17 protein-coding genes and 1 riboswitch are annotated in these 17,871 nt (G+C 33.7%); all 17 genes read left to right on the plus strand.

Annotated elements, in window-relative coordinates:
* The first annotated feature begins 151 nt into the window (after positions 1-151).
* On the plus strand, positions 152-334 hold the full coding sequence (locus tag HMPREF1865_RS09705) for a replication initiator protein A (protein ID WP_414162605.1): 183 nt from the start codon (positions 152-154) through the stop codon (positions 332-334).
* A gap of 329 nt (positions 335-663) precedes the next feature.
* Positions 664-873 carry a helix-turn-helix domain-containing protein gene (locus tag HMPREF1865_RS04445; RefSeq protein WP_060919328.1) on the plus strand — a complete coding sequence of 70 codons (210 nt, stop codon included), beginning with the start codon at positions 664-666 and terminating at the stop codon, positions 871-873.
* A gap of 176 nt (positions 874-1,049) precedes the next feature.
* Entirely contained in the window at positions 1,050-2,636 is a 1,587-nt protein-coding gene (locus HMPREF1865_RS04450) for a type I restriction-modification system subunit M (protein ID WP_060919329.1), read from the plus strand.
* Positions 2,629-3,828 carry a restriction endonuclease subunit S gene (locus HMPREF1865_RS04455; protein WP_060919330.1) on the plus strand — a complete coding sequence of 400 codons (1,200 nt, stop codon included), beginning with the start codon at positions 2,629-2,631 and terminating at the stop codon, positions 3,826-3,828. The genes HMPREF1865_RS04450 and HMPREF1865_RS04455 overlap by 8 nt, the downstream gene beginning before the upstream one ends.
* Positions 3,829-4,150: 322 nt before the next feature.
* Positions 4,151-5,236 (plus strand): ATP-binding protein, encoded by a 1,086-nt coding sequence (locus HMPREF1865_RS04460; protein ID WP_060919331.1) that lies wholly within the window; start codon positions 4,151-4,153, stop codon positions 5,234-5,236.
* Between the two features lie 5 nt (positions 5,237-5,241).
* Positions 5,242-8,265 carry a type I restriction endonuclease subunit R gene (locus tag HMPREF1865_RS04465; protein WP_060919332.1) on the plus strand — a complete coding sequence of 1,008 codons (3,024 nt, stop codon included), beginning with the start codon at positions 5,242-5,244 and terminating at the stop codon, positions 8,263-8,265.
* A gap of 446 nt (positions 8,266-8,711) precedes the next feature.
* Positions 8,712-9,122 (plus strand): hypothetical protein, encoded by a 411-nt coding sequence (locus HMPREF1865_RS04470; RefSeq protein WP_060919333.1) that lies wholly within the window; start codon positions 8,712-8,714, stop codon positions 9,120-9,122.
* 285 nt (positions 9,123-9,407) lie between these two features.
* A complete protein-coding gene (locus HMPREF1865_RS04480) occupies positions 9,408-9,917 on the plus strand; it encodes a hypothetical protein (protein ID WP_060919334.1) in 510 nt (169 codons plus the stop codon).
* A 142-nt stretch (positions 9,918-10,059) separates the two neighbouring features.
* Positions 10,060-10,383, plus strand: coding sequence for a hypothetical protein (locus HMPREF1865_RS04485; RefSeq protein ID WP_060919335.1), 324 nt, complete (start codon positions 10,060-10,062; stop codon positions 10,381-10,383).
* A 2-nt stretch (positions 10,384-10,385) separates the two neighbouring features.
* On the plus strand, positions 10,386-10,688 hold the full coding sequence (locus HMPREF1865_RS04490) for a hypothetical protein (protein WP_060919336.1): 303 nt from the start codon (positions 10,386-10,388) through the stop codon (positions 10,686-10,688).
* Between the two features lie 15 nt (positions 10,689-10,703).
* Positions 10,704-11,534, plus strand: a complete 831-nt coding sequence (locus HMPREF1865_RS04495) for a class I SAM-dependent methyltransferase (RefSeq protein WP_060919337.1) — start codon at positions 10,704-10,706, stop codon at positions 11,532-11,534.
* 36 nt (positions 11,535-11,570) lie between these two features.
* Complete coding sequence (locus tag HMPREF1865_RS04500; protein ID WP_060919338.1) at positions 11,571-12,014, plus strand: GNAT family N-acetyltransferase; 444 nt, start codon at positions 11,571-11,573, stop codon at positions 12,012-12,014.
* Between the two features lie 171 nt (positions 12,015-12,185).
* Positions 12,186-12,926, plus strand: a complete 741-nt coding sequence (locus HMPREF1865_RS04505) for a suppressor of fused domain protein (protein WP_081094603.1) — start codon at positions 12,186-12,188, stop codon at positions 12,924-12,926.
* A gap of 207 nt (positions 12,927-13,133) precedes the next feature.
* Positions 13,134-13,322, plus strand: a riboswitch (cobalamin riboswitch).
* Between the two features lie 202 nt (positions 13,323-13,524).
* Positions 13,525-14,697 carry an ABC transporter substrate-binding protein gene (locus HMPREF1865_RS04510; RefSeq protein WP_060919339.1) on the plus strand — a complete coding sequence of 391 codons (1,173 nt, stop codon included), beginning with the start codon at positions 13,525-13,527 and terminating at the stop codon, positions 14,695-14,697.
* A 108-nt stretch (positions 14,698-14,805) separates the two neighbouring features.
* Complete coding sequence (locus HMPREF1865_RS04515) at positions 14,806-15,978, plus strand: ABC transporter substrate-binding protein (protein WP_060919340.1); 1,173 nt, start codon at positions 14,806-14,808, stop codon at positions 15,976-15,978.
* 16 nt (positions 15,979-15,994) lie between these two features.
* Positions 15,995-17,044, plus strand: coding sequence for a FecCD family ABC transporter permease (locus tag HMPREF1865_RS04520; RefSeq protein WP_060919341.1), 1,050 nt, complete (start codon positions 15,995-15,997; stop codon positions 17,042-17,044).
* On the plus strand, positions 17,041-17,817 hold the full coding sequence (locus tag HMPREF1865_RS04525) for an ABC transporter ATP-binding protein (protein ID WP_060919342.1): 777 nt from the start codon (positions 17,041-17,043) through the stop codon (positions 17,815-17,817). The genes HMPREF1865_RS04520 and HMPREF1865_RS04525 overlap by 4 nt, the downstream gene beginning before the upstream one ends.
* The last annotated feature ends 54 nt before the right edge of the window (positions 17,818-17,871 follow it).

The following is a 17,871-nucleotide window of genomic DNA, read 5'->3' on the forward strand; positions in this document are numbered from 1 at the left end:
GCTCAAATTAAAAGGAATGAGTCCGGTAGAATACCGAACTCATTCCCAAAAAGTAGCTTAATTATATCTATCCAAGAAAATGGGGGCAGATCAAAGAGAAGTGGAATTTGATTATTTTTATAATCGAGATATAGGCTGTTTTAGTTACTATATGCTACCGAAAATTATGGTGACTTATGAAAGGTTTAAGAACTTGTCCTCGGAAGCAAAGATTTTATATTCTTGCTTTTTAGAGCGTACACGTCCGTCTTTTAGAGATAAATGGCTCGACAAAGAAAACAGAGTATATATGATCCTCATTGTAAAAGATTATATAGATTTTAGGAAAATTTAATAATACAGCGGTCAAAATCTTAAACGAGCTTGATAGCACCTCAGGTGGAATATGGCTTATCGAAAAAAGCTTGAAAAGCTAAATATCATCAATATTAAAGAGTTTATGTGTGTATTTCGTTCCAAGTGTAAAAATTATACTCTAGAATTGGAGAGTTTCTACACTAGAAGTGTAGAAACTACATATCAAGATATGAAGAATATATATGGAAGTAATCTTAAGAGGAATAATACTGTGTAAATGATACTCTAAGAATATACAAAAGTAATGATATAAGATATTATAATATATAAAATAACTTCATAAACTTATAATTAAGGAGTGAGAATATGAAAGTTAATTACAATGGATTATGGAAAATTTTAATAGATAAGAATATGAATAAAAAAGAACTAACTAAAGTTTGTGAATTGTCTCCTGCAACAGTATCTAAAATGGGCAGAGGAGAGTTTGTTAGTATGGATGTTTTGTATCGCATTGGAACGAAACTAGATGTTGATTTTGGAGAGATGGTTTCGATTATAAAGCCGGGAAAGTAAAGCGTCTTTGAGGTGATGTAAAGGTGCTTCAAAATGATTAAACTATATGCAAAGTAGATAAGAATTAACTCGTTATTCAGTGTAACTAGAATAAGGAAAAATAGAAAGTTTTATACCAGAAGATAGCGGATAAAACTTTAATTAAACGTCTATTAAATAAAGTGAGGTAGAAAGGGATGTCAGACTTAACTAAGGTTAATAATGAAACAATACAAAGATCAGAGTTGCATAGAAAAATATGGGCTATTGCTGATGATGTTCGTGGTGCAGTAGATGGTTGGGATTTTAAACAATATATTTTAGGGATTTTGTTTTATAGATTTATTTCTGAAAATATTACTGAATTTTTCAATTCTGCCGAGCATGAAGCTGGTGACTTAGAATTTGATTATGCTGAAATTTCTGATGAAGAAGCAGAGCAGGATTTTAGACCAAATACAGTTGAGGATAAAGGCTTTTTTATATTACCAAGTCAACTATTTAAAAATGTTGTTAAAACAGCTAAGAATAATGAAAATTTAAATACAGATTTAGCTAATATATTTAAAGCAATTGAAGGAAGTGCAGTAGGATTTGCATCGGAAGATGATATTAAAGGTCTATTTGAAGATGTGGATACAACTAGTAACCGTTTAGGAGGAACGGTAGCAGAAAAAAATAAAAGACTGGCAGATATACTAACAGGTATAGCTGGAATTAATTTTGGGAATTTTCAGGATAATGATATAGATGCCTTTGGTGATGCGTATGAGTATTTGATTTCAAAGTATGCGAGTAATGCAGGAAAATCCGGTGGAGAGTTTTTTACCCCACAAACAGTTTCGAAACTTTTGTCAAGACTTGTTATGGATGGAAAAACTAATATTAATAAGGTATATGACCCTACATGTGGCAGTGGAAGTTTATTGCTTCAGATGAAGAAGCAATTTGATGAACATATTATTGAGGAAGGATTTTTTGGACAGGAAATTAATATGACCAACTTTAACTTGGCTCGTATGAATATGTTTCTTCATAATGTGAATTATAATAATTTTTCAATTAAAAGGGGAGACACTCTAATAAACCCTTTACATAGAGATGAAAAACCATTTGATGCCATTGTTTCAAATCCTCCATATTCGATTAAGTGGGTGGGAGACGCTGATCCTACTTTAATAAATGATGAAAGATTTGCGCCGGCAGGAAAGCTGGCACCAAAGTCTTATGCCGATTATGCTTTTATTATGCATTCATTATCGTATCTCTCAAGTAAAGGTAGGGCGGCTATAGTATGTTTTCCGGGGATTTTTTACAGAAAAGGTGCTGAAAAAACCATTAGACAATATCTTGTAGATAATAATTTCGTTGATTGTGTTATCCAACTTCCGGAAAATCTTTTCTTTGGAACCTCAATAGCTACTTGTATTTTAATTATGGCAAAGAACAAAACGGATAATAAAATACTGTTTATTGATGCCAGTAAAGAATTTAAAAAGGAAACTAATAATAATATTTTAGAAGAAAAAAATATAAAGACAATAATTGATGAATTTAGAGATAGAGAAGAGATCGAATATTTTTCTAGATATGTTGATAAAACAGAAATACAAAGTAAAGAGAATGATTATAATCTTTCAGTTTCAACCTATGTGGAAAAAGAAGATACCAGAGAAGTTATTGATATAAAAGTTCTAAATAAAGAAATTGAAAAAACCGTTAAGAAAATAGATGAACTAAGGAACTCAATAAACGAAATTGTAAAGGATCTTGAAAATGAGTAAAATAGATAAACTATTGAAACATGAAAAGGTTCAATGGAAAAAACTTGAATATTTACTTGATTATGAGCAACCAACAAAATATATTGTTAAATCAACAGAATATAATGATGATTATGATATACCTGTTTTAACTGCGGGAAGAACGTTTGTTCTGGGGTATACAAATGAAGAAGAAAATATATATGAAGCTGATAAGAATAATCCAGTTATAATATTTGATGATTTTACAGCTGGAAATCATTGGGTTGATTTTAATTTCAAGGTTAAATCATCAGCAATGAAAATATTAAAAGCAAAAGAAGGAGTAAATTTAAGATACTGTTATCACTATATTAAAACAATAAAAGTTGATACAACTGAGCATAAAAGATTGTGGATTTCACATTACTCTCAAATTAAAATACCGATTCCTTCTATTGAAACACAAGAAAAAATTGTAAAAATACTTGACAAATTTACAAATTGTGTTACTGAATTACAGGCTGAATTACAGGCTAGAACTAAACAATATAAATATTATAGAGATATACTTTTAAGTGAGCAGTATTTGAATAAACTATCTAAAGGGATAAATGGATTTGAAAATAAAATCGAGGTACCTTTTTATACATTATCGCAAATATTTAACATAAGAAAAGGATATACTCCTTCTAAATCTGTTCAGGAGTATTGGAAGAACGAAGATGTACCGTGGTTTAAGATGGAAGATATTAGAGAAAATGGAAATATTTTAAATTGCGCAAAGACTTATGTTTCAAACTCTGCGATAAGAGGAGAGCCGTTTGAAAAGAACTCGATTATTCTATCAACATCTGCGACTATAGGAGAACATGCTTTAATAACAGTTCCATTTTTGGCAAATCAAAGATTTACTTGTTTTTCGGTGAAGAATAAGTATAAAAATGAAGTAAATATAAAGTATGTGTATTATTATTTTTATTTAATTGATAAATGGTGTAGTAATAACATAAAAATTGGTAACTTTCCCTCTGTAGATATTAGTACATTATTAACTCAGATGATTCCTATACCAGATATTTGTATTCAAAGCAAAGTAGTTGAAATTCTTGATAAATTTCAATCGCTACTTTCAGATACGAAAGGTTTAATTCCACAGGAAATCGAACAAAGGCAAAAACAATATGAATATTATCGAGAAAAACTTTTGACATTTGAAATAGAGGAGAAATAGTTTTTAGGTGGACAGATAATATCTAATCGTTATTTTATTAAAAATGTTACGTATGTTGGATCAAATTATTTATTACGGTAAAAGAATAAGTTAGTAAGAAGGGATAACGTTATTGATATAAAAATGATTGATAAGAGAAAAATAAAAAGTATCAGTCTTTCTCTACTGGTTCAAGAATATACCGTGTTTGTTGTTGATGAGCTCAATGTTTTGTAAATAATGTAGCTATAAGTATATTAAAAGAAATAGATTATTACAGCAAAAAACAGCATATATACTAGATTAAACTTTAAAAGCAGGAATTAGGATATGAGGTGAAGGTATGGAGGAGTATAATTCTTTAGTGGAAATAGCTCAAAAAATTAAAGATTCTAATAAAAAGGTTACTTTATTGTACGCTTTTAATGCAACTGGAAAGACAAGATTATCAATGGAATTTAAAAATCTTGTTAACGAGCTTAGAGAGGATGAAGTTATAAAGCATGTAGTTTATTATAATGCTTTCACTGAAGATTTATTTTCATGGGATAATGATCTAGAAAATGATAATGAAAGAATACTTAAAATTAATAAGAGTTCTAGGTTTGTTGAATTGATAGAACGACAAGGAAAAGAAAATAAAATAGCAGAGCGATTTAAAGAATTCACTTCTTCAAAAATTGAACCTAATATTAATACAAGTACCGGCGAAATTACTTTTAGTTTACCTACTGGCGATGAAGGAGCTATTGAAAATATAAAAATTTCAAAGGGCGAAGAAAGCATTTTTATTTGGTCTGTTTTTTTTGTCTTGATGGAGACAATTATTGAGGAGTTAAATATTGATGAAATCGGTGATAGAAGTACAGATGAATTTAATACGATACAATATATCTTTATAGATGATCCTATTTCATCTTTGGATGATAACCATGCAATTGATATAGCATTAGAATTGAAGCATATAATTAGTTCTTCAAAAAATGAAAATTTATATTTTATTATTTCAACACATCATTCATTGTTTTACAATGTTTTGCATACAGAAATGTCTAAAGCAAAGAAGCTTTGGTTTGGTAAAAATGAAGATAAATATTCGCTCATGGAGTTTGCAAATAATGAAACTCCTTTTGGATATCATTTATTGCTTAAAGATGAAATAAAAAATGCAATAGATAAAAATATAATTAAACGATATCATTTTAATTTAATGCGTAATTTATTTGAGAAAACAGCACATTTTTTAGGATATGATAGTTGGAAAGATTTAATAAACGAAGAAGACAAAGATTCTTATATTAAGCGAATAAATTTGTATAGCCACAGTAACCATTCAGCTTTAGAAGTCAAGGAATTAGAAAAGCACGAGAAAGAATTTCTTAAAAGAATATATGAAAAATTTGTCTTGGAATATAAATGGAAGGAGTAGTTTGGATGTCAGAAGAAAAAGTAAAGTATAACACATCTACAATTGCAGAAATGACGGGTGGAATTATTCTAGCTAATTTTGAAAAAGACACTCAAGTTAGAGAAACTTCATACCAAAGTGAAGCTGAGCTTGAAAGACAAATGATTGAAAACTTGGTTTCTCAGGGGTATGAGAGGCTTATAGTAAAATCAATTGATGAATTATATATAAATTTAAAGTTTCAAATTGAAAAGTTAAATGGAGTTTCTTTTACAAAAGAAGAATGGGATAGGTTTTTACTTGAATATTTAGATTCTCCAAATGATGGGATGATTGAAAAAACACGAAAAGTACAAGAGAATCATATTCATGATTTTATATTTGATGATGGACATTTGAAAAATATTAAAATTATCGATAAGAACAATATCCATAATAATTTTCTACAAGTTACTAATCAGATTACTGGGGAAGGGAAAAATCGAAATCGTTATGATGTGACAATTTTAGTAAATGGATTGCCGCTTGTCCATATAGAACTAAAAAAAAGAGGCGTAAATTTACATGAAGCTTTTAACCAAATTCATAGATACAGTAAAGAAAGTTTTAACAGTGAAAATTCATTATATAAGTATGTTCAAATATTTGTCATCTCTAATGGAACTTATACTAGATATTTTGCCAATACAACAGCACAGGATAAAAATAATTATGAGTTTACCTGTGAATGGGCAGATGCTAAAAACAAGGTAATTTGTGATCTAGAGGATTTTACTAAGACCTTTTTTGAAAAGCGTGTGATTCTAGAAGTGCTTACAAAATATTGCGTATTTGACGTTAATAATGCACTCCTTATTATGCGACCATATCAAATTGCGGCTACTGAACGAATTTTGTGGAAGATTAAATCAAGCTATGAGGCGAAAAAAGTCGGGAGACCCGAAACGGGCGGCTTTATTTGGCATACGACAGGCTCTGGTAAAACGCTCACTTCTTTTAAAGCTGCAAGGCTTGCTACAAAATTGGATTGTATTGATAAAGTATTTTTTGTGGTAGACAGAAAAGACTTAGATTATCAAACAATGAAAGAATATCAAAGATTTCAGCCCGATAGCGTAAACGGAAGTAAGGATACAAAAGAACTTAAACGATGTATTGAAAGAGATGATAATCGTATTGTCGTTACCACAATTCAAAAATTAAATGAGTTTGTGAAGAAAAATCCGGTTCATGAAATTTATAATAAACATTGTGTTTTTATATTTGATGAATGCCATCGCTCTCAGTTTGGAGATGCACAGAAAAATATAAGGAAATCATTTAAGAAGTATTATCAGTTTGGATTTACGGGAACGCCGATTTTTCCGGAAAATTCTCTTGGTGGAGATACAACAGCAGGTATATTTGGTGTGCAGCTTCATAGTTATGTTATTACGGATGCTATTCGTGACGGCAAAGTTTTAAAATTCAAAGTGGATTATAACAATATTACACCGAGATTTAAAACTGCAGAGAAAGAGGAAGATGAAAAGAAATTAGCTAAACTGGAAAATAAAATGCTTCTCCATCCTGAAAGAATTACTGAGATTACAAAGCATATTCTTAATGTTTTTGATACGAAAACCCATCGTAATGAGTTTTATGATTTGAAGCATAGAAGACTTCACGGGTTTAACGCAATGTTTGCTGTGCAAAGTGTTGAAGCAGCCAAATTATATTATGAGGAATTTGAAAGACAACAAAGCAATTTACCTGAAGAAAAACGACTGAAAATAGCTACAATATACAGTTTTGCAACCAATGAGGCGCAAAGAGCAATTGGAGAGATATCAGAAGAGGATTTTGATATTTCTGCTATGGAGTCAACTGCAAAAGAATTTTTAGATAAGGTAATTAATGATTATAATAGCTTCTTTAAAACCAATTTTTCTACTAACGGCAATGAATTTCAAAATTATTATAAGGATTTGTCATTTAAAGTGAAAGAAAAACAAGTGGATTTGCTTATTGTAGTAGGAATGTTTTTAACAGGCTTTGATGCCCCTAAATTAAATACATTATTTGTTGATAAAAATCTTAGATATCATGGTCTTATTCAGGCGTTCTCAAGAACAAACCGTATTCTAAATAAAGTAAAGACATTTGGTAATATTGTTTGCTTTAGGGATTTAGAAAAAGCTACACAAGATGCAATCAAGACATTTGGCGACGAAAACAGTGTAAACATCATTTTGGAAAAGAGCTATGAAGAATATATTCATGGCTTCAAAGATGAAGAAAACGGTACAATTGTTAAGGGATATGAAGATATTTGTAATGAAATTATAACTAAATTCTCAGAACCTACAGAAATTATATTAGATGCGGATAAAAAAGAATTTGCAAAGCTTTTTGGAGAGTTACTGAAAGCTGAGAATATCCTGAAAAATTATGATGAATTTGAAAACTATAAAAAAATCATCTCGGACAGACAATTGCAGGACATGAAAAGTGTCTATGTTGATATAAGAGAAAGTATTATAAATTCAAGGTGCTATGAAAATATTGAAGGTGATCAAATTGATTTTTCTGATATTGAGTTTCAAATTGATTTGCTTAAAACAGATGAAATAAATTTGGACTATATTTTGGCCTTAATACTGGAAAAATCAAAAGAAAATGATGATGTGGAAAGCTTAAAAGTAGAAGTTCGAAGGGTAATAAGATCAAGCCTTGGTACAAGGGCAAAAGAAGAATTGATTATGGCCTTTATCAACAGTACAAGACTGTCTGAGCTGAAAAATACTGATGATATTCTTGAGTCATTCTATAGTTTTGCAAAGAAAGAGAAGGAGAATAATATAATATCTTTAGTTGAAGAAGAAAGCTTGAAAGAAGACTCAAAACGATTTATAGAAAAGGCTATAAGCAAAGGATATGTCGAATATGCAGGGGATGAGCTAGACCGTATTATTCCGCCGACTTCACGTAGATTAGGAGCAAGGGAAAAGAAAAAAGAATTGGTATTAGAAAAGATTAGAAAAATTGTGGATGTTTTTGTTGGAATTTAAACTTTAAGTTAGTATTGTCTCTATATTAAAATGTACTGTTTTGATAGGTGCGTAATATAAACTGAAGTCAGAAAATCAGAATAAGTTGATATTAGAGTACTTTAAAAATATGAATAATATTTTTCTAAATGGTTATCTAAAGAAGTAAGTATTAAAATACTGAACAATAATACAGGCTTTGCATAATGGCAATGAATATAATTTAATTTATTGTTTTTTACCATTTTAATCTAGAATGTTAAAGAAGCAAGATGAAATATTAATGTATATTAGAGGAATTAAAGCACAAGACTACAAAAGGTATTTAAATTTTTCTAGTAGAAATTAGTACGTATAAGACTGGTGATTCTTTTTTCTTAACTAAATTTGAGATTATAGAGATATCTACTAATTTTAAGCTAAAAAGATTTTAGCTTTCTGATGTTCGTTTGCAAAGTGGAGGTCCTATGAAAATAACAAAATCTTTTGGCGAGTATTCCAAGTATTCTCTCCATGATGCAAGGGTACAGAAAATAGAATACGCAGATGATGATTTGATCCTTACCTTTGAGTACATTTTTTCTTATGAGAATGGTGTTGAGCAAACTCATAAGGCTCAGGTTGTGTTTGAGACGTGCGATATAGATTTTTTTGAAATTCTAGTATTTAATAATACAATACTAGATACTTTCACAGGTAAAAGAATTGAGTTATCTAAGTATCAACAGGATTATAGTGAAAGTGAATTCGAGGTCATTACAGAGACCTATAATTGGGGACACGCTGTATTCCAGGGTTGGTTATGGACTGAAGGGAATCCTGTACACTGTATAATGAACATATACTTTAAAGGTGATATGGTATATGTAGTTGAATGAGGCCTGAGATGAGCAATTTAGATTTTACTATTAGCTGCATAGTTACATTCTTCAGCAAGAAGAGAACAAGTCTACCGAATTTAAATTATGGAATGTACTATCCTCATATCATTATAAAAGGTACTGAGTCTTGGTATAAACCTTATGGTAGTATAGATGTCATCTTTGATAAACAAATATGAGGTAATATGTTGTTAGTTTTTGAAATTGTAAATTATTTTGTTCTAAAAGCAGGTACGAAGTTCTTTATTATGGAAGGTGTTAATTCTGTAAGGACGTAAGAATATGGAAACTTTAAAAGAATTTTTAGATAGCCCTATATATTTAGATATTATAGAGGAATTAGGACCTGATAACTTTAATAAAGAACTACAAAGTATAGAAATTCAAGAACTAAGAAATCGATTGAATCAAAGGCAATTCTTATTAGAAGGGTTTAATTGCAAGTTATATTCTGAGAAAGAGTTAGTGCAGTTTTTCGAGCAATTAATAGAATACAATCGTAAAGAACTGATTCTTTGGAGTAAAGCCTTTTGGCAATATAGTGATGAAACTTGGGAAGAATATTCTGATGGTGAATTTCCAAAAGGCGAGGAATTAGATATAGAAGATAAATCAACTATACTTGAGATAGGAAAATATTCTATAACGAGTATTGCTATGTATATGATTGAATTTGATATTTTGAAAAATCATACAGAAATATTAGGAGATTACTATAAACGAATGTATCTTCCTAGTGCAGTGAAATACGCACGAGAAATTAAAGGGCTTTATAAAAGTCTTTTTGGTTAAAATATATAATATAGTTTTAGAAGATAAGGAAATTTTTAAAAAGGTTCTAGATTGATTAGATAATCTTAACATAGAGCAATTTAGTTTTTTTTCGGATATACTTTAAAGGTGATATGGTATATGTAGTTGAATGAGGTCCGAAATGAGTAATTTAGATTTTACTATTGGTTGTACAGTTACTTTTTTCAGCAAGAAGAGGAGAACTCCACCGAATTTAAATAATGGAATGTACTATCCTCATTTTGTTATAAAAGGTACTGAGGAATATCTTGGTATCAACTTTATTGATGGTGAAGATATCATCTTTGATAAGCCAATTCAAGCTAATGCTTTACCAGTATATGAAACCGTAGATTATTCTGCTATACAAGCAGGTACTGAGTTCCTTATTATGGAAGGCGGTAATATTGTTGGTGAAGGGATTGTAAAAGAAATCTTTCAACATAAACCGTATGGGAGTAAATAACTATGGGCTATAAAAATGTATGTGTAAATTGCCGGATCTCCTTGTCGGAGGGCACAAACTACGAGTTGTTTAACAGAAATAAAACCTGCCCTACGTGCAAAGGTAAGATGTACTTTGTAAACGAAAAGTTCAAAGCCCCTAAAAAATCTAATGACAAAGACTGGAAAATCATTGAGTATTTGTTGTTGAGCGGCTATGATTTCCGCAATCCTTATTGTGGACATGAGCAATGTATTTATTTTGAGTTCCCTAAGAACCTGCAAGAGGCAGAAGAGTTTATCCGAGAAATGAGGAATTTAGATTAAGTCAGGAGGTTTCGTATGGCACCGCAAGTTACAGATTTTTCGTTCTGGAATGAAATGTGGAAACAAAGTTATTATGATCGTGAGAAAGGGATTCGGGCGAATCCATTATTAGAGTATTGGGACAAGCGAGCCAATGATTTTTCTCTTATGCGTAAAAGCAATGACTACGACTTTGGTCGTAATGTGTACGCTGCTTTGAGTAGTGTGTTAAATCCTGATTCTACTATGCTAGATATAGGTGCTGGTCCTGGTTCTTTTACAATTCCTTTTGCTCAACATATTAAATCTGTTACTGCTATTGAGCCGTCAAAGGGCATGGTGGCAGTCCTTAAAGAAAATGCTAAAGAATTAAACATTGAGAATATTAACATCATTGAAGAATTGGTGCAGGACTTACCCCAAGATGGCTCTTCAGACTTTCAATTTGATCTGGTAACCATATCTCTTGTACTTTGGATGTTTCCTGATGTGTGGCCTCGTATTTTACAAATGGAACAATATTCTAAAGGCTACTGTGCAATCGTAGCTGGCATTCCTGATTGGAAGAATCCTCGGGAAGCTAGTAAATCTGATGTACAAGAGTTCCAAATCCTCTATAATATGTTGCTTTCACAAGGACGTTCGCCTAATGTAAGCATCATTGATTATAGATGTGAGCGGACTGTGGAAGATGAAATCGAGTGTCGAAAAATCATATACGAACAGTACTATGGAGACTTAACGCCAGCAGCAGAGGAACAAATCAAAAAAGAAATCATAGCCAAATCTAAGGACAATAAATGCTTGATTTCCTCTCGGTCTGCTATAATTTGGTGGAATCCTAAGGAAGTTGTGTCACACACCTAAGATATAGTTGATAAATGGATTAGAAAAGGCAGTAGCATGATTAATATCGTTAAGGGCGATAGGGCGATTACCTATACCGAAGAGAGAAACTTTACCCCTCAGCAGGTAGCAGAACTGTTTTTATCTGTTCGTTGGGTGGTGGGCAAGTATCCTGATAGATTGCACAAGGCACTAATGAATTCATCGCGCGTGATTTCTGCTTGGGATGGAGATTGTTTAATAGGTCTTATTCGCGTCATGGATGATAGCGAACTTGTGTGCTTCATCAATTATGTGCTAGTTCATCCTGATTATCGGGGCCGAGGTATTGCCGGTCATTTACTAGAAATGGTGAAAGACGCTTACAAATCGTATTTGTACATCAATGTTATGATTGGTGAAAGTAAGAATGCGACCTTTTACGAGAAACATGGTTTTAAAGTAAAGGAAAATTCCTTACCGATGCAATATCGCAATGTACCTAAATATACGAAAAAGTAAATAGAGACAAAGGTTACACAAGATCAAGGTGCCGATTTAATGATATAGTTTATAAATTAAATGGGGACATTACTAATCAATGTGTAGCCTTTGTTGTTTAAACATTATATACTTAAATGAGTAAATTAATACATTGTGTGTCTATTGTATAGAGTGGGAGGTATTATAAGTATGTTTTCCTGGTTAAAAAATCTTTTTTCTTCTAATAAAGAATCTCTTGATTCTCATACGAGAGTAGATGCTACAAAGTCTGTCGAGCTAAATTCTGATTTATTGGATGATGAACTGGATCCTTGTACTATTGGGTGGGATGCGATTACTGCAGAATGTGAACGTGTATATCCTGGTCAAACAGATCCTATGCATTTTGGAACATTGATTAGCTGGCGGCTTGGTGGCGATAGCCCTCTTGATGGTATCAGTGTGTATGATGATGGAGATAATTGGCACTTTGTAACATATGGTTTGTCCGAGCTGTATGAAAAGGATAGCGAAGATCCTACAATCAGTGGTTACGGCATGGAGTTTACTTATCGCTTAGATAAAGCAAGTGCCAACGATGATGAGATTAGAAGTGTTTGTGGTGTATTACAACAAATTGCAAAATTTACTTTTACTGCTGGAGAAATTTTTAAACCTTATGAATATCTTTACAGTGGGCAAACAGAGGGCATAGACTCAAATAATAGTTCCAATATTGTTGGCTTTATTACTATTCCTGATGCTAAATTGCAAACTCTTGATACTCCTAATGGCAAATTAGAATTTGTAGAGTTCATCGGTGTGACTAACGAAGAATTACTTGCTGTAAAAGATAAGAAGATGACAGTACAAGAATTATATGAGTTGTTGGGGACTGATGTAACATCTTATAATAGAAATCCGGTTCTTGAGTACAATGGTGCTGAGTAATAACTATTAGTAATATTATAGAAATTAATTGGTAAAAAGAGATTCAAGAACATTTAATCTTGATTGGATTTTGATAAAATAAGCTGAAAGCCTTGCTAATAGCGGGCTTTCATTTTTTTATTTACAGTAAAGTAGCAAATATCGATTATAGTAGTACCCCTATACGTTTATTGACACTGTATACCCCTCATGCTACGATGAGGGAAATTACATATGATTGGGTTAGGTGTCTATTGACTTAATAGAGAATTTGGTACAAGCCAAAGCGGTCACGCCACTGTAACAGCGAGGTACTTTGCATAGAGGGTGAAATGCTCTCGGTCACTGAAGTTTTTGGGAAGGCGCAAAGTAACGTTGAACTGGAGCCAGGAGAACTGCCTAATTAACAATTGCCAATTGACCTGCGAGAGACAGGGATGGGGATTGATATAGATGAATTTATACTAGCTATGCATAGTTGAAAGCTCATACTATATGCTAGCTTATTAGGCGTGGTAGTTAGTCTAACTGAGATGACAGCCCGTTTCCTCTTCGTGGGGAAACGGGCTTTTTATGTGCACTTATAGTGATAGTTTTAGTTGAGAGAAGAGAGGTACTTATGTTTAAACAAAAGAAGTTCATAGCGTATTTAGCCACGGTTTTCCTCCTAATTGTTAGTATGCTCATCGCTGCATGTGGAGGTCCTAGTGAGACGAAGAAAGATGCGTCTCAGGTGAACAAGCCAATCGAAATCACAGATGTAACAGGACGTACGGTAACGCTTAAAAAGCCAGCAGAGAGAGTTGTCTTACAGTGGAGTGGTGCCGGTGGTCCATTCTTTACGATTTCCGCACTTATGGGCAAGGAGACTCCAAAGGTTATTGCCGGTATGGATACATCTTTGCAGGATTACAGGGCGGATATGTGGAAGCACTTTACTGCTGAAATGCCTGAGCTAGCTAAGATTCCAGTAGTGGGTACAGTCGGTGATAAAACATTTAATGCTGAGCAAGTTGTGGCATTAAATCCAGATGTTATTTTTATTCCTGTAGATTTGAAAGATCAGTACGAGTCTGATGCAAAGCCAAAAATGGATGCTGCTGGTATCCAAACTATTTATATAGATTACCATGCTGAAAAACTTGAAAGTCATCAAAAATCCATTGAAGCTATCGGTAAGGCTTTAGGTAAAGAAGAACGTGCTGCGGAGATTAACAAGTTCTATACAGATCGTGTGACAAGAGTTCTTGACCGAGTTAGTAAAATCAATAAACCGAAACCAACAGTGTATATTGAAGTGGGTATCAATGGTCCAGAAGAATTTGGTAACTCCTTTAGTGGTAACTACTCTTGGGGTGCTTTAGCCACTATGGCTGGTGCTGATGTAATCACAAAAGATGCTATTAAAAAGTCATCTCCAATTAATCCTGAATTTGTATTGGAAAAGAATCCAGACATCATTATGATTATGGGTTCTTACTGGCCTAAGAAACCAACTTCTATGCGTTTAGGTTTTGAAGCAACCGAAGATTCGTCTCAAGCGTTGTTGAAAGCTTTCACCACAGAACGTCAAGGTTGGAGCGAATTAAAAGCTGTTGAAAATAAACAAGTTTACTCTGCGCACCACGGTCTTCCACGTGAAGTATTTGATGCAGCAGTCTTTGAATATTTAGCAAAAACCTTCTATCCTGAAGAGTTTGCGGATGTAGATCCAGAAGCTACACTTAAAGAGTTCTATGACAAATTCTTGCCATTCTCTTATAGTGGCATCTGGTTTATGCATATGAATTAGGGTTGTGTTGTGTGAAGAAGGAGTTGATGGAGTAAAACTATATAAATGCTGTCGTACATTGTGTTTATTAGAATTTATTGAGTTTTGAATTTTGAATCGAGGTATTCTATGGTTAAGAAAAAGAAATTTATGGCTTATATTGCCACCGTTTTTCTACTGATTGTGAGTATGCTCTTGACTGCTTGTGGTGGTCCTGGGGATGCGAAAAAGGATGCAGCTCAGACTGGTAAATCTATTGAGATTACAGACGTAACAGGTCAAAAAGTTACGTTGAAAAAACCAGCAGAACGCGTAGTAGTTCAATTGAGTGCCTCTGGCGGTGCGTTCTTGACTATGGCTGCGTTGCAAGGTAAAGATGTGGCTAAGACTATTGTTGGTATTGACCCTTATTTAAGCAAATTGCGTACAGATATGTGGGATCGCTACAAATCTGAAGTGCCAGAGTTGGAAAAAATTCCTCTCATTGGTAACGTAAATGATAAAACATTTGATGTGGAAAAAGTAATTTCCTTAAACCCAGATGTTATTTTCATGCCTTTATATTTCAAAGATCAATATGAAGCTGATTACAAACCTAAAATTGATGCAGCTGGCATCCCTACTATCTATATCGATTATCATGCGGAAAAGCTTGAAAATCACCAAAAATCTATCGAAGCTATCGGTAAAGCATTGGGTAAAGAGGAGCGTGCAGCAGAAATCAACAAGTTCTATACTGACCGTTTAACAAGAGTTATGGACCGCATTAGCAAAATTAATAAACCAAAACCAACTGTTTACATTGAAACAGGTAACGAAGGTCCAGAAGGTTTAGGTTTTGCGTATAGTGGAAACGTAGCATGGGGCGCATTAGCAACGCAAGTTGGTGGCGATCTTATTACCAAAGATGTAGTTCAAAAAGCAGGCCCTGTTAACCCAGAATTTATTTTAGAAAGAAACCCAGATATCATCATGATCATCGGTTCCTACTGGCCTAAGAAACCGACTTCTATGCGTTTAGGTTTTGATACAACTGAAGCTAAATCTCAAGAATTGTTGAAAGCTTTCACCACAGAACGTCAAGGCTGGCCTGAATTGAAAGCCGTTCAATCTAAAAACGTATTCTCTACTCACCATGGTTTACCTCGTGAAGTATATGACGTTGCAGTATTCGAATACTTAGCTAAAACATTCTATCCTGAGGAATTCAAGGATGTAGATCCTGAAGGCACACTTAAGGAATTCTATGATAAATTCCTTCCATTCTCTTACGGTGGCGTTTGGTTTATGCATTTGAACTAAAAAGGGGTTTTGTATAGTGACAGAAACTAACAACCAGTACGATTATAAGAAACAGAGTTATAAAAAACTATTGTTCATTATTATCGGATTGATCATTTGTGCGGTAAGTTTTGTTACCGATATTATTGTAGGTCCTGCATCACTTACGTTAAGTGATGTATGGCTCGCATTAACAGACCCAGTAGAGGTTTCCAAAAACGCATATGTTATCATTTGGTCGATTCGTATTCCGACGGCCATTATGGCGTTGCTCGTAGGTGCTTCTTTGGGCATTGCTGGTGCTGGCATGCAGACTATCCTTGATAACCCGTTATCTAGCCCGTATACACTTGGTATATCCGCAGGGGCTGGTTTCGGTGCATCTCTCATGGTCGTTGTAGGCGCTAGTGCATTAGAGTTTTTAGGCGTCTTTATGGTTCCATTCGGCGCCTTCGTATTTGCTAGTTTGACGAGCTTCTTTATCTATTCCATCAATAAGATTAAGAATTTCTCCTCTGAAACGATGATTCTCGCTGGTATCGGCATGATGTTCTTGTTCCAAGCGCTTCAATCCTTGATGCAATATATGGCATCTCCTGAGGCCCTTCAAAACATCGTATTCTGGACGATGGGGAGTTTAGCTAAGGCAAATTGGGTGAACATCTCTATTGTTCTTATTGTGCTAGCAATCATGCTTCCGCTCATGATGCGTGAATCTTGGCGTTTAACAGCATTAAAATTAGGCGATGAAAAGGCTTCCGGTCTTGGTGTTAATGTTGAAAGCTTACGAGTAAAAGTGTTTGCTTTCATCTCCATCATTACAGCCGTTGCTGTTTCTTTCGTTGGAACTATTGGTTTTATCGGTATTGTAGGACCACATATTGCACGTATGCTTGTAGGTGAGGATCAACGGTATTTTTTACCGTTATCTGCAGTGTGTGGCATGGCGATTTTGTCTCTCGCATCTATTGCGAGTAAGATGCTCGTTCCTGGGGCGATGTTCCCAATCGGTATTGTGACGGCAATCATCGGCGTACCTTTCTTCTTCTCGTTGGTATTAACTAGGAAAAGGAGCTATTTCAAATGATTGAAGTTCATAATCTAACCTTTGGTTATTCCGCTACGGAAGACGGGCAAATCTTAAAGGGCGTTGATTTTGCTGCCAAAACAGGTAAATTGACTGCGCTCATTGGTACTAACGGTGCTGGTAAATCTACACTTTTAAAAACAATCATGGGTATCTTGAAAGGCAAGGGCGAGATTTCCGTTAATGGTAAACCTGTATCTCAATATTCTACAAAGGATTTTAGTAGTACAGTGAGCTATTTGTCTCAAGATAATGACTGTAAAGTCAATCTATCTGTTTTTGAAGTCGTTATGCTAGGGCGTATGGGCTCCATGTCCTTCCGCGTAAGTGATGAGGATATTGCAGCCACACAAGAGGTATTGGAACGGTTGAACTTACAGCGCTTTGCATCGCGTAGCATCATGGAGCTCAGCGGTGGTCAACGCCAACTTGTGTTCATGGCGCAAGCCCTTGTAAAAGAACCTAAAATCTTAATTCTTGATGAACCGACAAGTGCTTTAGATTTGCACAAGCAATTTGACTTGTTAACATTGCTAAAAAATCTGACTCAAGAAAATGATTTTACAACACTCGTAACATTGCATCATCTTGATCTGGCGGCTATGTTCGCAGATGAAATCATCGTGCTCAAAGAGGGTAGAGTATACGCTCAGGGCGCACCGAAAGACATCTTTACAGAAGCCATGATGGAAGATGTATACCGTGTTAAAACAAAAATTTATATGGATGATCGTGGTTTACCTCATGTTATTCCACTCGAGGCGATTACTTGAGTATAAAAAGGATAAAAGGTGAGAAATAAGCCGATGTATAAATGGAATCGTATT

Source organism: Veillonella parvula, from assembly GCF_001553335.1.
GTDB classification, from domain to species: Bacteria; Bacillota; Negativicutes; order Veillonellales; family Veillonellaceae; genus Veillonella; species Veillonella parvula_S.